We start from the raw sequence: 18964 nt of genomic DNA on the forward strand, positions 1-18964 counted from the left end.
CTATCTTATTCATCTCTTTTAGGTTCCATTAAGGACAACAAGTACTTGTTGCTATTTTTCTTTACAATTCTTATATAGATGATTTCAAATCCAGTTAAGAGAAGTACTATCAGCATGGCTGTGATAAATTTCTGCCCCATGGCCATTCTTGCGCTAGCGGGTACTATTCCTGTGAGGAGGGAGCTTACTCCGAAGCTACTACTGATAAGTGCAAGGGCTATTGGCAGACCAAAATACCAATTGATTTGCTTTTCTGAAGATTTACAAAGAGTTTCGTAGTTTGCTCCAAGATGGATTAAGGTCTGGTATCGTCTGTAGGATTGTCTTTGTCCCATCAAAAACTGAACGCCGATGATTGTATTTGCGACAACAAGGAAAATGATAGCCAGATAGATGGTGACATAGCTGGCAGAGATAATGTAAAATAATTGTCTTCCCATATTTTGTATATAGCTTTCATAACCAAGAGAGGTTTGATTTAGCTTTTCATTGGTGTCTGAGATAGCTCTCATCAAGCCTTTTTCCTTGACTAGCTCAGGAGCCAAGATACCACTAACATAATTTGAATACCGACCATCTGTATAGCTCATAAAGGTTTCATCTGGGACTATGAGGGCTACAGAAATGGTTATTTCACGATCCGTTACGATTGGCAAAGACTCCACATCTCCAATTAATTTTACATCATTTCCCATGACTTTGATTTGAGGCTTTGTCTTTAGGACAGAGTTGACGAGACTTTCATCTGGCAGAAAATCTTTCCCCATATACAGGTAGGCTTCCTTACTAGTTAATTCTAGAGGAGGGAGGTTTGCAGCCTTTCTAAGCTCATTGTATTCAGAAACTGGTATGAGGTGGGAAGTAGTAGACTGTTTAAATTTATGGAGCAAAATTTCCTTGTTCTTGCTGTCTTTTTGCTTTTTCAACTCCTTGATGACCTCTTCGAAGGACACGGACTCGTGTTCTTTAGTTTTGCCTACTTTAATTTGCAGAATCTTTGAAAACTGTGATGCCAGTCCAGCAGCTTCAAGCTCTTTTTTAACTGTATTTACATCAAGATTTTCATCTGTTTCCTGCTTGCTATCTCTAAATGTATAATCCAATACGTGGGTTTGATTGCCTGAATTGCCACTTGCAATGGCAACACCTGCTCCAAAGAGGCACAAGGCAGAGAAGATTAAGAGGGAGCAGATAGCCAGTATAGTTGAGCGCTGGATAACTAATTCCTGAATCTGTCTAAAATTATAGGCATGAAGTTTTCGATTCTTTCCAAGCTTGACCAAAAAGTCTATAAATAAACGCATACCAAAGAAGAATAGGATAGTTCCCAGAGTTCCTAAGAGAACGGTGATGCCCATTGTTATGACACTCTCCCAAGCTCGTCTACTCATACCCATGTAATAGGCTGTTCCAAGAAGCAAAATTCCGAGGACGGAAGCAAGAAGGTACACCCCCTTGGGGAGTAGTTTCTTCATCCCAGAAGGAGAATAGGATAGCAGGTTTCCGATTTCCTTATTGGCCGTCTTTGCACTTAAAAGAACAAAGACAGCTAATTTGACGGCTAGGAAGCCGATGACTGTATAGAGTAGAGCCGTGGTAGATAGAGAAAATTGATGCTCAATAATCCCTAGTCCCACAATTTTAGCGGTTATTAGGCTAATCAGTTCTGAAATTAAGATGGAAATAGGAAGGCCTATTCCAAGGGCAAGGACACTGTTTCTCAAATCCTCGAGTAGGAGCAGTAAGAACAGTTTACTTCTTCGCATTCCCAGTGTGAGATAGACACCAAATTCATGTTTTCTCCTTTCCATCTGCATACTGCTTGCGAAGTAGACTAGAAAAAAGAGAATAAAGAGCGTTGCTACATAAAGAATGGGAATCATGCTAAAGAGTTTATTTACAGCGTCACTTTCTATTTGTTTTAGAAAGAGCATCACATCTTGATGAGACAAAGAAAGGATGATGTAAAAGGAGATAATAGAAAGAATCATAGAACTGAAATACAAGCCGTTATTCTTTCGATCTCTCTTGCTATTTCTTGAGACTAATTTAGAAAACATTGCCATCACCTCCAGCTAGTGCAGCCATGACCTTTAGTATTCTGTGGTAAAAATCTTCTTGACTTTCTCTTGGATAATCGCGTCGGATTTCATGGAATAGTTTTCCGTCTTGGATAAACAAGATGCGGTTGCAAAAGCTGGCTGCAACGGAGTCGTGGGTAACCATGAGAATAGTGGTCTTTTCCATTTGATTCATTTCAGATAGTTTCTGCATCAAAATGCTTGCATTTTTTGAATCCAAAGCCCCTGTGGGCTCATCCGCAAATACAATCTTAGGGTCTAAAATCAAGGCACGCGCAGCAGCGACCCTTTGCCGTTGACCACCCGATAATTGAGATGGGAACTTATCCAGAAGTTCAGAAATATCCAGATATTGGGAAAGCAATTCTAACCGAACCTTGCTTTCGTTGTCATCGACCTTATGCAAAGACAAGGGAAGTAAAATATTTTCTTTGGCTGTTAGATTGTCCAAAAGCTCAAAATTCTGAAAGAGGTAGCCAATTTCCTTGCCACGATAATCAGCTAACTGACTACCTTTTAACTGACCTAAATCCTTTTCTTGCATTTGAATGGAACCGTCAGTTGGCTTGATGATAGTGGCGAGACAGTTAAGAAGTGTTGTTTTCCCAGATCCGCTACTCCCCATAATCCCTAGGAACTCGCCTTTTACAACTTGAAAAGATATGCCGTTCAAGGCCTTGGTGATATTCGGTTCTTTTCCATAATGCTTTTTTAATGATTCTACTCGTAAAATTGTTTCCATGTGAAACACCTCCATCTTTTGTTACTTTCATTATAATATGAATCAGAGTAGAATAACACTTACGGATGATGTAAGAAATCTTTATCATTAGGTTATTGGAGCTATACTTACTATATTATAGCATGGTTTCAAGGATTTAAAAAGAGGAGTTGAGAGTCGAGAAATTTTCCTAATATTGAAATTATAAAAAATAATACCACTGTAGTCCATGCTCCAGCAGTATTATTTTTTATTTTATAGGAAACTCTACTCCCACTCAATTGAGACTGGTATATCCCTATCCCTTGTAAATCAAGGGTTTAGAAGGGTTATATACTTCAATGGGGGGATTTTTCGGGGGGATTGATTTTTTCATATGTTGATTTCAATTAAATTTTACTCTTGTTTCTGATGCGGTTTGTATGGTAATTGCATTTGTAAGTACTTGAGCTATCTCTTTATCAGCACCACTGTACAAGTACTAATGATAGTCAGCTATCAGGAACATATTCATACGAAAAAAGCGGTATTGATGGTTCTGAAATGGGATTCGAAGACGAAGAATTGACATTGCATTACGAACTAAAAGTAAGTGGTGATGAAAACATATTTAATATCAATCTCCTTTCAGAGAGAGGCAATAATGTGAAGTACCTCTATTCCGAGAAAGTAGCTATTGATACAGACAAACAGATTATCAGTGATAACAATGGTACTGAGCTGAAATATTCAGTTTCTGGAGATTCTGTAACAATGCCTGATTTAGCAGGAGATAGTGGTGAAACAGTAACATTAAGTAAATAGAATAAACCAAAAAAGAGAGCTTGATATGTAATCTATCAGGCTCTATTCTTGTAAGTTTGTAAGTAATATTTTATATTAATCATCTAATTACAGTTTTTTTACATTTTTTATTAATATTTCTGTATTGTCAATTAAAAATTTCCCATCATTATTACTAATAAACTCATTGATATATTTAAGAATACAAACATAATGATTATAGTAAACGTTATATGTATTTACATCTAAACAGAAGTGAGTTAAAGCAAATTTAACATGGTCAGTTCGTTTAATATCGGTGAAATCTACGATTTTTGCTCTATTGGCATCAATTTTCTTTCCTAGAGCATATCTATTCGGAATTTCGTTATTATCACTATTATGAATGATACTATAGTCATTCATAATGGGTGTATTTACTTTAAAATTTTTAAAAAAATGTTCTCTATTAATAAAAAGATTATGGGATTTTAATTCCTTAATTAATTTAATAATGGGTACATACAGGTTTGTGTTAAACATATTAATAGAGGTGATTCTATCTAACTCGTTTGTTAATAATTTAATTTGCTCGTCATAGCTTGTAAATAAGTTAAAACCCAGCAATTCATGCGAAAGTAGTCTATTTATTTCTGTAGGAGTCATATTTAAAACATTAGTAATTGCTTCAAAAGAGCAGACAGTTTCACTTCCATATAAAACCTTTATAATTCTTGATATGATATTAATAAAGCATGAATAGATTTTTATACTATAAAAGTCACTAACTTCTTGGACTTGTTCTAAAGTATAGTAATTCTTATCAATTATTTGTTTAAATATATCAGCTAACTTTTTCCTTGTTTCGGAAATATTGGATGTTTCATAAGTTAGAATTCGTCTATTACGTAAATCGAAAGGTAGTTCTGAAACATCGCCAAAATCAGAATTGAACACACAAATAACTCTATCCCACCCTAGACACTTTACTGCATATCCTAATTCAAATAATACGTTAGGGTTAGGAGTTCTTTTACCATTTAAACTACTGTTTATAATTGATATATCTGCTATAAATAGGCCACACTTATCAATTTTGGTTAATATTGAATCAACAATATCTGGACTACCTAGAACACCTTTTGTATCCCTGTCAATTTCAGTGATAAGAGAGTACGGAGAATCTTGGTTCATTTTTTTCAATGCTAATTTTATAGAATTCTCAATTAAATTTCTATTTGTTTTATTCGGTAAGTCAGATTGCCATGAAAAGAATATTGTAGTCATAAAAAGCTCCGATAGTTAATCAGTAGAATATTATTTGTGAATGAATTTGGTTAGCAATAACTACGATGTTTGAGTTCCTCATTTATTTTGATAATATAGAAAATTAATATGAGCAGAATGAGATGATATTCATACTCATATTGCTGAATAGAATCATAAATAGGTACTCCATGCAAATACTTATTTCTGATTCCCCAGCTATTGTCATATGATTTGTTATTTAGGACAAAATTCAAATAATTAATTTCTTGAATTGAAAATAAGGTATCCGAAAATATTAACCATCCATTATCAAGCATCCTATCAGCACTGAGTTTTTCAGATTCAGATAAAGATATACTATTAACAGAGCCATATAAGAATATTTTTTCTAAAAGACTTATTTGGGACATATCTTTAAAAGATATAACACCTGTATCATTTTGGCAAATTCCAGCATCTATTAGTAGTTTTATGTAATCTATTTGATATTCATGAAAATTTGCATAACTCAAGCATTGTTGTGAAATTAATTCCTTAAAGTTGCTTCCTTTGTATTCCTCATTAATAAAATGAATAGGACTTTGGTCAGAGAATAATAAATTAACAATCTGTTGAATATTATTATCTGAATTATTCATTGAGAAGTATTTTCTTTTAGTAAAACTCTGCAAAGATTCAATTGAAGGAGTAGAAGTAATATTATATAAATTTACATCAATAAGCCCTTCTTCACTCAATAATTTGTATTGTTTTCTTAATGATTCTTCGATTCTAAAAAGTGTTGCTGTTTTATTTCCCGTTGTTTCTGAAATTGAAGGCACATCAAAATGTATCCAATCAATACCGTACTGATTAGTCAGGAAAATATCGAAAAACCAAGTAATGAAATCTTCAATTCTTAGACTGAATTTCTGTAGTATTTTTGATAAAGCAATCAGTTTCATCACGTATAGTTGATGCTTGACTGAGAAGTAAAAACCAAATTTATAGTGATTTCTAGTCGAAATGCCTAACGTTCTTTCAAGTACGCCCATCTCTAATTGAGGAAAGCTTGCTAATGCAAAAGTACCAACACTTGTGCTCAGTTCAAAGTCTTTACAAAAATAGTCTAATATATTTTGAAAATTATGTTTTTCAAAAAGTTTAGCACTATCTATAAAAGTTGATAATGTATATTCATATTGTTTTGGCCTAGCTCCACCTGTTGCGACTGCAATAGGATTATACAAACCTTTTTCAATTCCCTCAATATGAAGCTCCCTACTCTTTTTAATTGCGTAATAGTACGCTTCCTTCTTTGTATATACTCTAATATCAACTTGAATTCCAAAATCCTTATCATTAAAACTAGAATTAAATTCTTGAATTTTTTTGTTAATCAACAGTTTTAGTTTATCTGTAAGTTGAAAGTATCTATTCTTATCGAAACCTTTTATAGGGTTTCTTAAAATTTTTAAATAATTTATATTCACATCGGGGTCACAAATATATTTTTCAATTAAATCATTCCACTCTAAATTTGTGATATTACTTGGGATAACATTTTTACATGAATTTGAATCTACAAAATTATCGAGTAATATTTCAAGATGAGAGGGTGAACTCAGAAAAAATTGCTTAATGAAAGTAGGATACTTTTTTAGAAAATAGGTATTTTTTAAGAGATGACATAAATGTAGATTGGATTCTATAAAATATTGCACAAACTCTACTTCACTAATTTTTTGACCATAGTTAAATAATGTAAATATCTCAAAAAAGTCTTCACGATAGTTATATTCGCTTTGTAGAAGTTTTATGTTATTTAAAATCTCATCTTTCGGAGCAGAACCAAAATAATTATTTTGTAGTTGAATCATCGAAGGAAGAGTTTTCTTTATTTCTTCAATATAGCTTAGCGACCAGTCAATTGAAAAAACCTCATTTTCTATGAATTTGATAATATTATAAAATTCAAGGGCTTCCAAAAAAGAATTTAGGCTATAAGAATTCGATAAATAAGCATCTAAAATTTCTTGAATTCTTGGAAAATAGAAACCGATAGATAAGTCATTTACATCATAAAATTTTACTCTAGAAATCATATATATTTTTTACATTTGAAAAATAAAATTACGTGCTATAAAAATACTTTGTACTTTTTATTATAAAAATCCCTCCAAAAATGTTGGTCAAAAAAATTTTTAACTAACTTTTCGGGGGGATTTAGGGGGGAATCAAACGAAGATACACCCTTTTTAGACTATTTTGTTCCTGCTAAACTGCTGTAGAATCGCTATTTTGAAGGTAAATCAAGCCTCTCCATTACTCCCACTCAACGGTTGCTGGTGGTTTACTTGTAATGTCGTAGACGATACGGTTAACGTGGTCTACTTCGTTTACGATACGTACTGAGATTTTTTGAAGAATTTCCCAAGGAATTTTGGCAAAATCAGCTGTCATACCATCTATAGAAGTGATGGCACGAATGGCGATTGTGTAGTCGTAAGTACGACCATCCCCCATAACACCGACTGAACGAACACCTGTATTAACTGTGAAGTATTGCCAAATATCGCGGTCCAGACCAGCTTTAGCGATTTCCTCACGAAGAATAGCGTCTGACTCACGAACAGTTTCTAGTTTCTCTTCAGTGATTTCACCCATGACACGGATAGCAAGCCCTGGTCCTGGGAATGGTTGACGCCATACGATGTGGTCTGGCATACCAAGTTCTGTACCGAGAGCACGAACTTCGTCTTTATAAAGAGTGTTCAATGGTTCAATCAATTCAAACTGCATGTCTTCTGGAAGACCACCAACATTGTGGTGTGACTTGATAGTTTGAGCTGTATCTGTACCAGACTCGATAACGTCTGTATATAACGTACCTTGGGCAAGGAATTTCACATCTTTGAGCTTGCTTGCTTCGTCATCAAAGACATAAACAAACTCGTTACCGATGATTTTACGTTTTTGCTCAGGATCAGAAACACCAGCAAGTTTATCAAGGAAGCGTTTTGCAGCATCAGCTTTGACGATATTCAAACCAAACTTACCACCAAGCATGTCCATAACTTGGTCAGCCTCACCCTTACGGAGAAGACCGTGGTCTACAAAAATACAGATCAATTGATCGCCGATTGCTTTTTGAAGAAGAACTCCAACGACAGAAGAGTCAACACCACCTGATAGACCGAGAAGAACACGCTTGTTGCCTACAGTTTCGCGGATTTTCTTAATCTGCATCTCGATGAAGTTATCCATTGACCAGTCGCCTTTAGCCTTACAGATATTAAGGGCAAAGTTGCGAAGGATATCATTCCCATATACAGAATGGCGAACTTCTGGGTGGAATTGGATACCATAAATGTGCTTTTCTGGGTTTTCAATAGCTGCATAAGGACAGTCAGCAGAAGTTCCAGTACGAACAAAATCAGCGGGAATTTCTGTTACAGCATCGCCATGGCTCATCAAAACAATCTGTTCTTCAGGAGTCCCTTCAAAGAGGGCAGAAGTGGTATGAGTAAGTGGTGATTGGCCATACTCACGGTTACCAGCATCACCTGCAGGGACAACTTTTCCTCCAAGTTTATGAGTTAAAAGTTGCATACCATAGCAGATTCCTAAAATTGGAATACCAAGTTCAAAAATTCCTGGGTCAATATCAAATGAACCATCTTCGTATACAGAGTTTGGTCCACCAGAGAGGATGATCCCTACAGGGTTAATCGCACGAACCTCTGCAGCTGAAATTTTATGGCTTTTTAGCTCTGAAAAAACACCAATTTCACGAATACGGCGTGAAATCAGCTGGTTGTATTGGCTACCATAGTCCAGTACGATGATTTTTTCGACATCTTTCAAATCAGTTGAAATGTTGCTCATCTTTTTCCTTTCTCAAAAGAAATATCTTTTTCAATATTTTATCATAAATGAGGGTGAATTACCAACTAAACAAGGCAAAGTTTGACTTTTTCTAATTAAATACGGTACAATAGAGAAAATATAGAAAAGAAGTGAAAAGCATGTTACCAGCTTATATGAAAATCCACGATCAGATCAAGAAGGATATAGATGAGCATCATTGGAAAATCGGAGAGAGACTTCCAAGTGAGCGAGATTTAGCGGAACAGTTTCAGGTTAGTCGGATGACCTTGCGACAAGCTATCTCTCTCTTGGTTGAGGAAGGAGTTTTGGAGCGTCGTGTAGGAAGTGGAACCTTTGTCTCTAGCACTCGTGTCCAAGAAAAAATGCGAGGAACAACCAGTTTTACAGAGATTGTCAAATCTCAGGGGAAAGTTCCTTCCAGTCAACTCATTTCTTATAGAAGAACCATTCCCAACGAGCAGGAAGTGGCTAAGCTAGGGATTACTCCAACAGAGAATATTATTCGCATGGAACGGGTACGTTACGCTGACCAAGTTCCGCTAGTCTATGAAGTCGCATCCATTCCTGAGAAATTTATTAAGGATTTCAAAAAAGAAGAAATCACCAGTCATTTCTTCCAAACATTGCAGGAACATGGCTACCGAATTGGCAAATCCCAACAGACCATTTATGCGAGATTGGCTAAGGAAAAAATTGCTCACTATCTAGAAGTCGAAAAGGGGCATGCCATTTTAGCCTTGACTCAGGTCTCTTATCTTGAAGATGGGACGGCTTTCGAGTATGTAAAGAGTCAATACGTTGGCGAGCGCTTTGAATTTTATCTTGAAAATAACTAGTCTCAGAGGACTAGGTTTTTCTTTTCTCAAAAGATTAGAATTGTCAAAACAATCTGTCTAGGCTTGATTTTATTCATTATTTACTATAAAATGAGAAGGAAAAACGTCAAACTTTTATATTGCAAATAGGAGAAAAAATGACAAAAACATTAAAACGTCCTGAGGTTTTATCACCTGCAGGGACTTTAGAGAAGCTAAAAGTAGCTGTTCAATATGGTGCGGACGCAGTCTTCATCGGTGGACAGGCCTATGGTCTTCGTAGCCGTGCAGGAAACTTTACCTTTGAACAGATGGAAGAAGGCGTCCAGTTCGCAGCCAAGTATGGTGCCAAGGTCTATGTGGCTGCCAACATGGTTATGCACGAAGGAAATGAAGCTGGTGCTGGAGAATGGTTCCGTAAGTTACGTGACATCGGGATTGCGGCCGTAATCGTATCAGATCCAGCCTTAATCATGATTGCAGCAACAGAAGCACCAGGTCTTGAAATCCACCTCTCTACTCAAGCTAGTGCGACCAACTATGAAACTCTAGAGTTCTGGAAAGAGCTTGGGTTGACCCGTGTGGTCTTGGCACGTGAAGTTTCAATGGAAGAATTGGCAGAAATTCGCAAACGTACAGACGTTGAGATTGAGGCCTTTGTCCATGGAGCCATGTGTATTTCTTACTCAGGTCGCTGTACGCTCTCAAACCACATGAGTATGCGTGATGCTAACCGTGGGGGTTGTTCTCAGTCTTGCCGTTGGAAATACGACCTCTACGATATGCCATTTGGTAAAGAACGTAAGAGTCTTAAGGGTGAGATTCCAGAAGAATTTTCGATGTCAGCCGTTGACATGTCTATGATTGACCATATTCCAGATATGATTGAAAATGGTGTAGACAGTCTGAAGATTGAAGGTCGTATGAAGTCCATTCACTATGTTTCGACAGTAACCAACTGTTACAAGGCAGCTGTGGATGCTTATCTTGAAAGCCCTGAAAAGTTTGAAGCCATTAAGCAAGACTTGGTGGATGAGATGTGGAAGGTTGCCCAGCGTGAATTGGCAACAGGATTCTACTATGGTACGCCGTCTGAGAATGAGCAGTTATTTGGCGCTCGTCGTAAGATTCCTGAGTACAAGTTTGTCGCTGAAGTCGTTTCTTATGATGATGCGACCCAAACAGCAACCATTCGTCAACGGAACGTAATCAATGAAGGTGACCAAGTTGAGTTTTACGGACCAGGTTTCCGCCATTTTGAAACCTATATCGAAGATCTTCATGATTCTAAAGGCAATAAAATCGACCGCGCTCCAAATCCAATGGAACTCTTGACAATCAAGGTTCCACAACCTGTTCAGGCAGGCGACATGGTCCGTGCTCTCAAGGAAGGTCTTATCAATCTCTATAAGGAAGACGGGACAAGCGTTACAGTTCGTGCTTAGATAAGGAAAAGTGAATGATTCAAGCTAATGGTTTATTGGTATATGATGAAAGCAGGTGTGTTCACTACCATAGTGTAAAGGATATCGTCTCCCTCCAGTGTTATGAATGCAGGAAATACTACGCTTGCTATCAGTGCCACAATGCTATGGAAACGCATTTGTTTTCTCCTTATCCCTTGACGCTTTCTGAGGATCGCCCGATTTTATGTGGGGCTTGTAAGAGGACAATGACTTTTCAAGAATACCAAAAACAGATGGTTTGTCCTTATTGTAGCGCTCCATTTAATCCAGGTTGTAAACAACATCATTCATTTTATTTTAAATAGACAAAAATAGATCCAAGTTTTTAAGCTTGGGTCTTTTATTTTGCTTCAAAAACCTTAGTAAAAATACGGAATTTCTTATGGTAACAGGTGAAAAATTTCTATACAATCGTACTAAAAATAGTAAAATTAGAAATAAATTATCTGAAACGCTTTCAATGTTAGTAAAAAGTTGACAAAAACAAATTTTAGGACTAAACTAAGTAAGTAAATTTAAATAAAAAAGGAGAATTCATCATGAATTTAACATTTTTCGGTCTATGTCTTGCCTGTATGGGTGTATCTCTTGCAGAAGGATTTTTGATGAACGGTTTGTTCAAATCTGCAGCACGCCAACCAGATATTATCCCACAATTGCGTAGTTTGATGATCATGGGGATTGCGTTTATCGAAGGAACATTCTTTGTAACTCTCGTATTTTCATTTATCATCAAATAAAGAGAAGTATAAAATGGAAAAGGGAGGATTCTAGATGGAAGAAAGTATCAATCCAACCATCAATATTGGTCCTGTTACCTTTGATTTGACCTTGACAGTATTGACCTTGCTGTCAGTAGTCGTTATTTTTGGCTTTATCTATTGGGCAAGTCGGAATATGACTGTAAAACCCAAAGGAAAGCAAAATGTACTAGAGTATCTCTATGACTTCGTAGTCGGATTTACAGAACCTAATGTAGGCTCACGGTACATGAAAGATTACTCACTCTTTTACTTGTGTTTATTTCTTTTTATGGTTATCGCAAACAATCTTGGTTTGATGGCGAAACTTCAAACTACAGATGGGACAAACCTTTGGACATCGCCAACTGCAAATCTCCAGTTTGACTTGGCTTTGTCATTTGGAATTATCCTGATGACCCATATAGAAGGAATTCGTCGCCGTGGTGTTAAAAAGTATCTGAAAGGCTTTGTTACCCCAGGTTTTATGACACCGATGAATCTCCTTGAAGAAGTCACGAATTTCCTATCACTTGCTTTGCGGGTATTCGGAAATATCTTTGCCGGAGAAGTGATGGCTAGTTTGCTGATCACACTTTCTCATCAGGCTCTTTATTGGTATCCAGTCGCATTTGTTACCAATCTAGTCTGGACGGCGTTTTCTGTGTTTATTTCCTGTGTTCAGGCCTATGTATTCACAGTCTTGTCTTCTATGTATCTAGGAAATAAAATTAATGATGAAGAGTAGAAAGGAGTAAATGATGCACGTAACAGTAGGTGAATTGATTGGTAACTTTATTTTAATCGCTGGCTCTTTTATCCTTTTGGTCGTCTTAGTTAAAAAATACGCATGGTCAAACTTGACGAGTATCTTTGAAGAACGAGCTGAAAAGATTGCTGCTGATATTGATGGCGCTGAACAAGCTCGTCAAAAAGCAGAGACTCTTGCTCAAAAGCGCGAAGATGAATTAGCAGGTAGTCGTAGTGAAGCTAAAACTATCATTGAAAATGCTAAAGAGACAGCTGAAAAGAGTAAATCAGATATTTTGGCTGAAGCTAAGCTAGAAGCTGGTCGCTTGAAAGAAAAAGCGAACCAAGAAATTGCGCAAAACAAAGCTGAGGCTTTACAAAGTGTTAAGGGCGAGGTGGCAGATTTGACAGTTAGCCTAGCTGGGAAAATCATCTCACAAAACCTTGACAGTCATGCCCATAAGAAACTCATTGATCAGTATATCGATCAGCTAGGAGAAGCCTAATGGACAAGAAGACAGCAAAGGTAATTGAAAAATACAGCATGCCTTTTGTCCAATTAGTGATTGAAAAAGGAGAAGAGGACCGGATTTTTTCAGACTTGGATCAAATCAAACAAGTCGCAGAAGAAACGGGCTTACCTTCTTTTTTAGCTCAGGTAGCAGTTGATGAGTCAGATAAGGAAAAAACAGTTCGTTTCTTTCAAGACTCTGTCTCACCTTTAATGCAAAACTTTATTCAGGTTCTGATTTACAATCACAGAGCAAATCTTTTTTATGAAGTAATTGCAGATTGTTTGAATCGCCTTGAAAAAGAGACGAATCGATTTGAAGTAACGATTGCCTCCGCTCATCCATTAACAGATGAACAGAAGGAACGTCTGCTCCCTTTGATTGAGAAAAAAATGTCTCTGAAAGTTCGGACTATCAAAGAACAAATCGATGAAAGTCTAATTGGTGGTTTTGTCATTTTTGCCAATCACAAGACAATTGATGTGAGTATTAAACAGCAACTTCGTGTTGTTAAAGAAAATTTGAAATAGAAAGTGGTGTTCTTTTGGCAATTAACGCACAAGAAATCAGCGCTTTAATTAAGCAACAAATTGAAAATTTCAAACCCAATTTTGATGTGACTGAAACTGGTGTTGTAACCTATATCGGGGACGGTATTGCGCGTGCCCACGGACTTGAAAATGCCATGAGTGGAGAGCTCTTGATTTTTGAAAATGGCTCTTATGGTATGGCGCAAAACTTGGAGTCTACAGATGTTGGGATTATCATCTTAGGTGACTTTACGGATATCCGTGAAGGGGATACAATCCGCCGTACAGGTAAAATCATGGAAGTCCCAGTTGGTGATAACTTGATTGGACGTGTTGTGGATCCACTTGGTCGTCCAGTTGACGGTCTCGGAGAAATCCATACTGACAAGACTCGTCCAGTAGAAGCATCAGCTCCTGGTGTTATGGAGCGTAAGTCTGTTTCAGAACCATTGCAAACAGGTTTGAAAGCTATTGACGCCCTTGTACCGATTGGTCGTGGTCAACGTGAGTTGATCATCGGTGACCGTCAGACTGGGAAAACAACCATTGCGATTGATACAATCTTGAACCAAAAAGGTCAAGATATGATCTGTATCTATGTTGCAATTGGACAAAAAGAATCAACCGTTCGTACACAAGTAGAAACACTTCGTCAGTACGGTGCCTTGGACTACACAATCGTTGTGACGGCTTCTGCTTCACAACCGTCTCCATTGCTTTTCCTAGCTCCTTATGCGGGAGTAGCTATGGCAGAAGAATTTATGTACCAAGGGAAGCATGTTTTGATCGTATATGATGATCTTTCAAAACAAGCGGTAGCTTATCGTGAGCTTTCCCTCTTGCTTCGTCGTCCTCCAGGTCGTGAAGCCTTCCCAGGGGATGTTTTCTACCTTCACAGCCGTTTGCTTGAGCGCTCAGCTAAAGTTTCTGATGAGCTTGGTGGTGGATCAATCACAGCCCTACCATTTATTGAGACACAAGCAGGAGATATCTCTGCTTATATCGCAACCAACGTGATTTCAATCACAGATGGACAAATCTTCCTTGGAGATGGTCTCTTCAATGCGGGTATTCGTCCAGCTATTGATGCAGGTTCATCTGTATCTCGTGTAGGTGGTTCCGCTCAAATTAAAGCCATGAAGAAGGTTGCTGGTACTCTTCGTATCGACCTTGCTTCATACCGTGAGTTGGAAGCCTTCACTAAGTTTGGTTCGGACTTGGATGCAGCAACTCAGGCTAAGTTGAATCGTGGTCGTCGTACGGTTGAAGTTCTGAAACAACCAGTTCATAAACCATTACCTGTTGAGAAACAAGTAACCATTCTTTATGCTTTGACACATGGTTTCTTGGATACGATTCCTGTAGATGACATTGTTCGTTTTGAGGAAGAGTTTCATGATTTCTTTGATGCACAACATCCAGAGATTTTGGAAACTATTCGTGAAACAAAAGACTTGCCAGAAGAAGCAGTCTTGGATGCTGCGATTACAGAGTTTCTCAATCAATCCAGCTTCCAATAAGAATAGAGGTGTCAGATGGCAGTATCTCTAAATGATATTAAAACAAAAATCGCCTCAACAAAAAATACTAGTCAAATCACTAATGCCATGCAAATGGTATCGGCTGCCAAGTTAGGTCGCTCTGAAGAAGCAGCACGCAATTTTCAAGTTTATGCTCAGAAGGTTCGTAAGCTTTTGACGGATATTCTGCATGGTAACGGATCTGGTGGTTCTAACAATCCAATGCTCATCAGTCGTCCAGTTAAGAAAACAGGCTATATCGTTATTACTTCAGACCGTGGCTTGGTTGGAGGTTATAATGCTTCCATCCTTAAAGCTGTGATGGAGCTGAAAGAAGAATATCATCCAAATGGTGATGACTTTGAAGTTATCTGTATTGGTGGTATGGGAGCTGACTTTTTCAAGGCTCGTGGCATTCAGCCAATCTATGAATTGCGTGGCTTGGCTGACCAACCAAGTTTTGATGAAGTTCATAAAATTATTTCAAAAACGATTGAAATGTATCAAAATGAACTCTTTGATGAACTCTATGTCTGCTATAATCACCACGTCAATACGCTTACCAGCCAAATGCGTGTGGAGCAAATGCTTCCGATTGTTGACCTTGATCCAAATGAAGCGGATGAAGAGTATAGCTTGACCTTTGAGTTGGAAACGAGCCGTGATGAGATTCTAGAGCAATTGTTGCCACAGTATGCTGAAAGTATGATTTACGGGGCTATTATCGATGCCAAGACAGCTGAAAATGCCGCTGGTATGACAGCTATGCAAACAGCGACTGATAATGCTAAGAAGGTCATCAATGATTTGACAATCCAGTATAACCGTGCCAGACAGGCGGCGATTACACAAGAAATTACAGAAATCGTAGCGGGGGCTAGTGCCTTAGAATAAGGCCTTACCCTGTACGTATCAAAATGAACTTAGGCCCTAGGTAAACTAGGAACCGACAGTATCTTATATAGAATAGGAGAAGGAGATGAGTTCAGGTAAAATTGCTCAGGTTATCGGACCCGTTGTAGACGTTTTGTTTGCGGCTGGGGAACCACTTCCTGAGATTAACAATGCACTTGTCGTCTACAAAAATGACGAAAGAAAAACAAAAATCGTCCTTGAAGTAGCCTTGGAGTTGGGTGATGGTATGATCCGTACGATCGCCATGGAATCAACAGATGGTTTGACTCGTGGAATGGAAGTTTTGGACACAGGCCGTCCAATCTCTGTGCCAGTAGGTAAAGAAACTTTGGGACGTGTCTTCAACGTTTTGGGGGATACTATTGACTTGGATGCTCCTTTCGCTGAAGACGCTGAGCGTCAGCCAATTCATAAAAAAGCTCCAACTTTTGATGAATTGTCTACCTCGTCTGAAATCTTGGAAACAGGGATCAAGGTTATCGACCTTCTTGCCCCTTACCTAAAAGGTGGTAAAGTTGGACTTTTCGGTGGTGCCGGAGTTGGTAAAACCGTCTTGATTCAAGAATTGATTCACAATATTGCCCAAGAACACGGTGGTATTTCAGTATTTACCGGTGTTGGGGAACGTACTCGTGAGGGGAACGACCTTTACTGGGAAATGAAAGAATCAGGCGTTATCGAGAAAACAGCCATGGTATTTGGTCAGATGAATGAGCCACCAGGAGCACGTATGCGTGTTGCCCTTACTGGTTTGACAATCGCCGAATACTTCCGTGATGTAGAAGGCCAAGACGTGCTTCTCTTTATCGATAATATCTTCCGTTTCACTCAAGCTGGTTCAGAAGTATCTGCCCTTTTGGGTCGTATGCCATCAGCCGTTGGTTACCAACCAACACTTGCTACGGAAATGGGTCAATTGCAAGAACGTATCACATCAACTAAGAAGGGTTCTGTAACCTCTATCCAGGCCATCTACGTGCCAGCGGATGACTATACTGACCCAGCGCCAGCGACAGCCTTCGCTCACTTGGATTCAACTACAAACTTGGAACGTAAGTTGGTACAATTGGGGATTTACCCAGCCGTTGATCCGTTGGCTTCAAGCTCTCGTGCCTTGGCACCTGAGATTGTTGGAGAAGAGCACTATGCAGTTGCTGCTGAAGTCAAACGTGTCCTTCAACGTTACCATGAATTGCAAGATATTATTGCCATCCTTGGTATGGATGAGCTTTCTGATGAAGAAAAGACCTTGGTTGCTCGTGCTCGTCGTATCCAGTTCTTCTTGTCACAAAACTTCAACGTTGCGGAGCAATTTACTGGCCAACCTGGTTCTTATGTACCAGTAGCAGAAACGGTTCGTGGTTTCAAGGAAATCCTTGAAGGGAAACATGACCACTTGCCAGAAGATGCCTTCCGTGGAGTTGGTTCAATCGAAGACGTCATTGCTAAGGCAGAGAAAATGGGATTTTAAGAGGTGATCTATGGCTCAGTTAACTGTCCAGATCGTGACACCAGATGGCCTCGTCTATGATCACCATGCCAGCTTTGTATCGGTACGAACTCTGGATGGTGAGATGGGGATCTTGCCACGACATGAAAATATGATTGCGGTTTTAGCGGTTGATGAAGTAAAGGTAAAACGAATCGATGATGATACTCATGTGAACTGGATTGCAGTGAACGGAGGGATTATCGAGATTGCCAATGACATCATTACCATTGTAGCCGACTCAGCAGAGCGTGCTCGTGATATCGATATCAGCCGTGCTGAACGTGCTAAACTTCGCGCCGAACGTGAAATTGAAGAAGCTCAAGACAAGCACTTAATTGACCAAGAACGACGCGCTAAGATTGCTCTTCAACGTGCCATTAACCGTATTAATGTCGGAAATAAACTATAATCAAAAAATGAACTTGAATCTCAAGTTCATTTTTTGATTATCTTAGTTCGCAAAGTGGATGCAGACTGCTTCTGGGACATGGAAATCGTTAGAAAGTTCTGCAAGACGACCACTTTCAGGATTACGCTTAAAGACGGTTGCGTTATCAGAATCTTGATGAACAGCAATGAGAAACTCTTGATCAGGAGTTAGGTCGAAATCACGTGGATTTTGTCCATGTGTTGGAACAATCTCTAATAATTCCAGACTACCATCAGCGAGGATTGTATAGACTGCAATGGAATCATGGCCTCGGTTGGATGCATAAAGGTATTTCCCATCTTTTGAAAGACGAATGGCTGCAGTAGCATTGAATCTCTCATAGCCGTCTGGTAAGGTTGAAATGACTTGCATGCGTTCAAATTCACCAACCCCATCGTAAATCAAGACTTCAATGGTACTATTTAGTTCGCAAATGAGATAGGCAATCTTATAGTGGTGGTGGAAAACGATGTGGCGAGCACCTGCTCCAGACTGGCTGTGATAAGTGTGGAGCTTACTTAGTTTTCCTTCTAGGCTAACATCGTAGGTCGTTACTTCGTCCGTACCGAGGTCACATGTGATGAGATACTGGTCAGGTGTTAGATTCGTAAAGTGAACATGTGGGGAAGTTTGGTTTTCATGAGGACCATGTCCACTATGCTGATCCAGGTCCGTTTGGATGAGACTACCATCTGCTTGGCGCTGATAAACCAGAACTTGGCCTTTGTGGTAGTTGGCTCCGTAAACGAGATTGCGCTTTTCATCCACTGCCACATAACAATGGGGAGCGCCTTCTTCAACCACATGATTTAACAAAGTACCATCGGTCTTGTAAGCAGCGATTCCCCCCAAGCCATCCTGACTTCCTACGGTGTATAAGTGTTGCTGTTGGTCAAAGGCAAGGTAGGTCGGACTTGGTTCAGCAGCAAAGAGTTCAAGATTTGCAAGCTGGCCTGTTTCTGTATCAAAATCTGCCTTGTAAATCCCTTTAGATAAGCGACGAGTATAAGTTCCAAAATAAACAGTTTCTTTCATGTCCATACCTCTTAATAATGATAAGTTCATTATACCACAAAATGACAGTCAGGAAG

At 38.6% G+C, this 18964-nt stretch carries 18 protein-coding genes; 12 read left to right on the forward strand and 6 right to left on the reverse strand.

From position 1 onward, the window contains the following. Positions 1-5: 5 nt before the first annotated feature. Positions 6-2060, reverse strand: a complete 2055-nt coding sequence (locus D8862_RS00615; protein ID WP_125448301.1) for an FtsX-like permease family protein — start codon at positions 2058-2060, stop codon at positions 6-8. Further along, positions 2050-2823: an ABC transporter ATP-binding protein gene (locus tag D8862_RS00620; RefSeq protein WP_125448302.1), complete on the reverse strand. Its 774-nt coding sequence runs from the start codon at positions 2821-2823 to the stop codon at positions 2050-2052. Before D8862_RS00620 ends, D8862_RS00615 begins: the two co-directional genes overlap by 11 nt. Before the next feature lie 522 nt (positions 2824-3345). On the opposite strand from D8862_RS00620, the gene D8862_RS00630 reads away from it, so the two are divergent. Continuing rightward, positions 3346-3606, forward strand: coding sequence for a hypothetical protein (locus tag D8862_RS00630; protein ID WP_000505233.1), 261 nt, complete (start codon positions 3346-3348; stop codon positions 3604-3606). A gap of 87 nt (positions 3607-3693) precedes the next feature. Here D8862_RS00630 and D8862_RS00635 read toward each other — a convergent pair whose 3' ends face one another. The 3 genes from D8862_RS00635 to guaA form a co-directional block, all read right to left on the reverse strand. After that, a complete protein-coding gene (locus D8862_RS00635; RefSeq protein ID WP_125448303.1) occupies positions 3694-4851 on the reverse strand; it encodes a hypothetical protein in 1158 nt (385 codons plus the stop codon). 50 nt (positions 4852-4901) lie between these two features. Beyond that, on the reverse strand, positions 4902-6917 hold the full coding sequence (locus D8862_RS00640; RefSeq protein WP_125448304.1) for a hypothetical protein: 2016 nt from the start codon (positions 6915-6917) through the stop codon (positions 4902-4904). Between the two features lie 220 nt (positions 6918-7137). Continuing rightward, complete coding sequence (gene guaA / locus D8862_RS00645; RefSeq protein WP_125448305.1) at positions 7138-8700, reverse strand: glutamine-hydrolyzing GMP synthase; 1563 nt, start codon at positions 8698-8700, stop codon at positions 7138-7140. A gap of 140 nt (positions 8701-8840) precedes the next feature. Between guaA and D8862_RS00650 the strand changes: the two genes are divergently transcribed. The 11 genes from D8862_RS00650 (at position 8841) to D8862_RS00700 (ending at position 17852) form a co-directional block, all read left to right on the forward strand. Next, positions 8841-9539: a GntR family transcriptional regulator gene (locus D8862_RS00650; RefSeq protein WP_125448306.1), complete on the forward strand. Its 699-nt coding sequence runs from the start codon at positions 8841-8843 to the stop codon at positions 9537-9539. 137 nt (positions 9540-9676) lie between these two features. After that, on the forward strand, positions 9677-10963 hold the full coding sequence (locus tag D8862_RS00655) for a peptidase U32 family protein (protein ID WP_125426109.1): 1287 nt from the start codon (positions 9677-9679) through the stop codon (positions 10961-10963). Positions 10964-10977: 14 nt separating this feature from the next. After that, entirely contained in the window at positions 10978-11289 is a 312-nt protein-coding gene (locus tag D8862_RS00660; protein ID WP_125448307.1) for a CHY zinc finger protein, read from the forward strand. A 234-nt stretch (positions 11290-11523) separates the two neighbouring features. Beyond that, complete coding sequence (locus D8862_RS00665; RefSeq protein WP_001054552.1) at positions 11524-11724, forward strand: F0F1 ATP synthase subunit C; 201 nt, start codon at positions 11524-11526, stop codon at positions 11722-11724. A 34-nt stretch (positions 11725-11758) separates the two neighbouring features. After that, on the forward strand, positions 11759-12472 hold the full coding sequence (atpB, locus tag D8862_RS00670; RefSeq protein ID WP_061427225.1) for a F0F1 ATP synthase subunit A: 714 nt from the start codon (positions 11759-11761) through the stop codon (positions 12470-12472). A 13-nt stretch (positions 12473-12485) separates the two neighbouring features. Then, a complete protein-coding gene (gene atpF / locus D8862_RS00675; protein WP_125448308.1) occupies positions 12486-12980 on the forward strand; it encodes a F0F1 ATP synthase subunit B in 495 nt (164 codons plus the stop codon). Continuing rightward, positions 12980-13516, forward strand: a complete 537-nt coding sequence (locus D8862_RS00680) for a F0F1 ATP synthase subunit delta (protein ID WP_125448309.1) — start codon at positions 12980-12982, stop codon at positions 13514-13516. The genes atpF and D8862_RS00680 overlap by 1 nt, the downstream gene beginning before the upstream one ends. A gap of 14 nt (positions 13517-13530) precedes the next feature. Then, on the forward strand, positions 13531-15036 hold the full coding sequence (gene atpA / locus D8862_RS00685) for a F0F1 ATP synthase subunit alpha (RefSeq protein WP_000996627.1): 1506 nt from the start codon (positions 13531-13533) through the stop codon (positions 15034-15036). Between the two features lie 15 nt (positions 15037-15051). Then, complete coding sequence (locus tag D8862_RS00690) at positions 15052-15930, forward strand: F0F1 ATP synthase subunit gamma (protein ID WP_125448310.1); 879 nt, start codon at positions 15052-15054, stop codon at positions 15928-15930. An 85-nt stretch (positions 15931-16015) separates the two neighbouring features. Next, positions 16016-17422, forward strand: coding sequence for a F0F1 ATP synthase subunit beta (atpD, locus tag D8862_RS00695; RefSeq protein ID WP_125399423.1), 1407 nt, complete (start codon positions 16016-16018; stop codon positions 17420-17422). 10 nt (positions 17423-17432) lie between these two features. Continuing rightward, positions 17433-17852, forward strand: a complete 420-nt coding sequence (locus tag D8862_RS00700) for a F0F1 ATP synthase subunit epsilon (RefSeq protein ID WP_000068036.1) — start codon at positions 17433-17435, stop codon at positions 17850-17852. Positions 17853-17894: 42 nt separating this feature from the next. On the opposite strand, the gene D8862_RS00705 is transcribed toward D8862_RS00700, so the two are convergent. Continuing rightward, positions 17895-18908 carry a lactonase family protein gene (locus D8862_RS00705; protein WP_125448311.1) on the reverse strand — a complete coding sequence of 338 codons (1014 nt, stop codon included), beginning with the start codon at positions 18906-18908 and terminating at the stop codon, positions 17895-17897. Positions 18909-18964 lie beyond the last annotated feature (56 nt).

The sequence above is a fragment of the Streptococcus oralis genome (genome assembly GCF_003942585.1).
GTDB classification, from domain to species: Bacteria; Bacillota; Bacilli; order Lactobacillales; family Streptococcaceae; genus Streptococcus; species Streptococcus oralis_BE.

What these genes read in the sequence shown, in the direction of transcription:
- D8862_RS00660 (WP_125448307.1), top strand. Translation starts at nt 10,978, where the DNA reads ATGATTCAAGCTAATGGTTTATTGGTATATGATGAAAGCAGGTGTGTT.
- D8862_RS00665 (WP_001054552.1), top strand. Translation starts at nt 11,524, where the DNA reads ATGAATTTAACATTTTTCGGTCTATGTCTTGCCTGTATGGGTGTATCT.
- D8862_RS00690 (WP_125448310.1), top strand. Translation starts at nt 15,052, where the DNA reads ATGGCAGTATCTCTAAATGATATTAAAACAAAAATCGCCTCAACAAAA.
- D8862_RS00650 (WP_125448306.1), top strand. Translation starts at nt 8,841, where the DNA reads ATGTTACCAGCTTATATGAAAATCCACGATCAGATCAAGAAGGATATA.
- D8862_RS00640 (WP_125448304.1), bottom strand. Translation starts at nt 6,917, where the DNA reads ATGATTTCTAGAGTAAAATTTTATGATGTAAATGACTTATCTATCGGT.
- atpD (WP_125399423.1), top strand. Translation starts at nt 16,016, where the DNA reads ATGAGTTCAGGTAAAATTGCTCAGGTTATCGGACCCGTTGTAGACGTT.
- atpF (WP_125448308.1), top strand. Translation starts at nt 12,486, where the DNA reads ATGCACGTAACAGTAGGTGAATTGATTGGTAACTTTATTTTAATCGCT.
- D8862_RS00620 (WP_125448302.1), bottom strand. Translation starts at nt 2,823, where the DNA reads ATGGAAACAATTTTACGAGTAGAATCATTAAAAAAGCATTATGGAAAA.
- D8862_RS00615 (WP_125448301.1), bottom strand. Translation starts at nt 2,060, where the DNA reads ATGTTTTCTAAATTAGTCTCAAGAAATAGCAAGAGAGATCGAAAGAAT.
- D8862_RS00655 (WP_125426109.1), top strand. Translation starts at nt 9,677, where the DNA reads ATGACAAAAACATTAAAACGTCCTGAGGTTTTATCACCTGCAGGGACT.
- atpB (WP_061427225.1), top strand. Translation starts at nt 11,759, where the DNA reads ATGGAAGAAAGTATCAATCCAACCATCAATATTGGTCCTGTTACCTTT.
- D8862_RS00680 (WP_125448309.1), top strand. Translation starts at nt 12,980, where the DNA reads ATGGACAAGAAGACAGCAAAGGTAATTGAAAAATACAGCATGCCTTTT.
- D8862_RS00635 (WP_125448303.1), bottom strand. Translation starts at nt 4,851, where the DNA reads ATGACTACAATATTCTTTTCATGGCAATCTGACTTACCGAATAAAACA.
- D8862_RS00705 (WP_125448311.1), bottom strand. Translation starts at nt 18,908, where the DNA reads ATGAAAGAAACTGTTTATTTTGGAACTTATACTCGTCGCTTATCTAAA.
- guaA (WP_125448305.1), bottom strand. Translation starts at nt 8,700, where the DNA reads ATGAGCAACATTTCAACTGATTTGAAAGATGTCGAAAAAATCATCGTA.
- D8862_RS00700 (WP_000068036.1), top strand. Translation starts at nt 17,433, where the DNA reads ATGGCTCAGTTAACTGTCCAGATCGTGACACCAGATGGCCTCGTCTAT.
- D8862_RS00630 (WP_000505233.1), top strand. Translation starts at nt 3,346, where the DNA reads ATGGGATTCGAAGACGAAGAATTGACATTGCATTACGAACTAAAAGTA.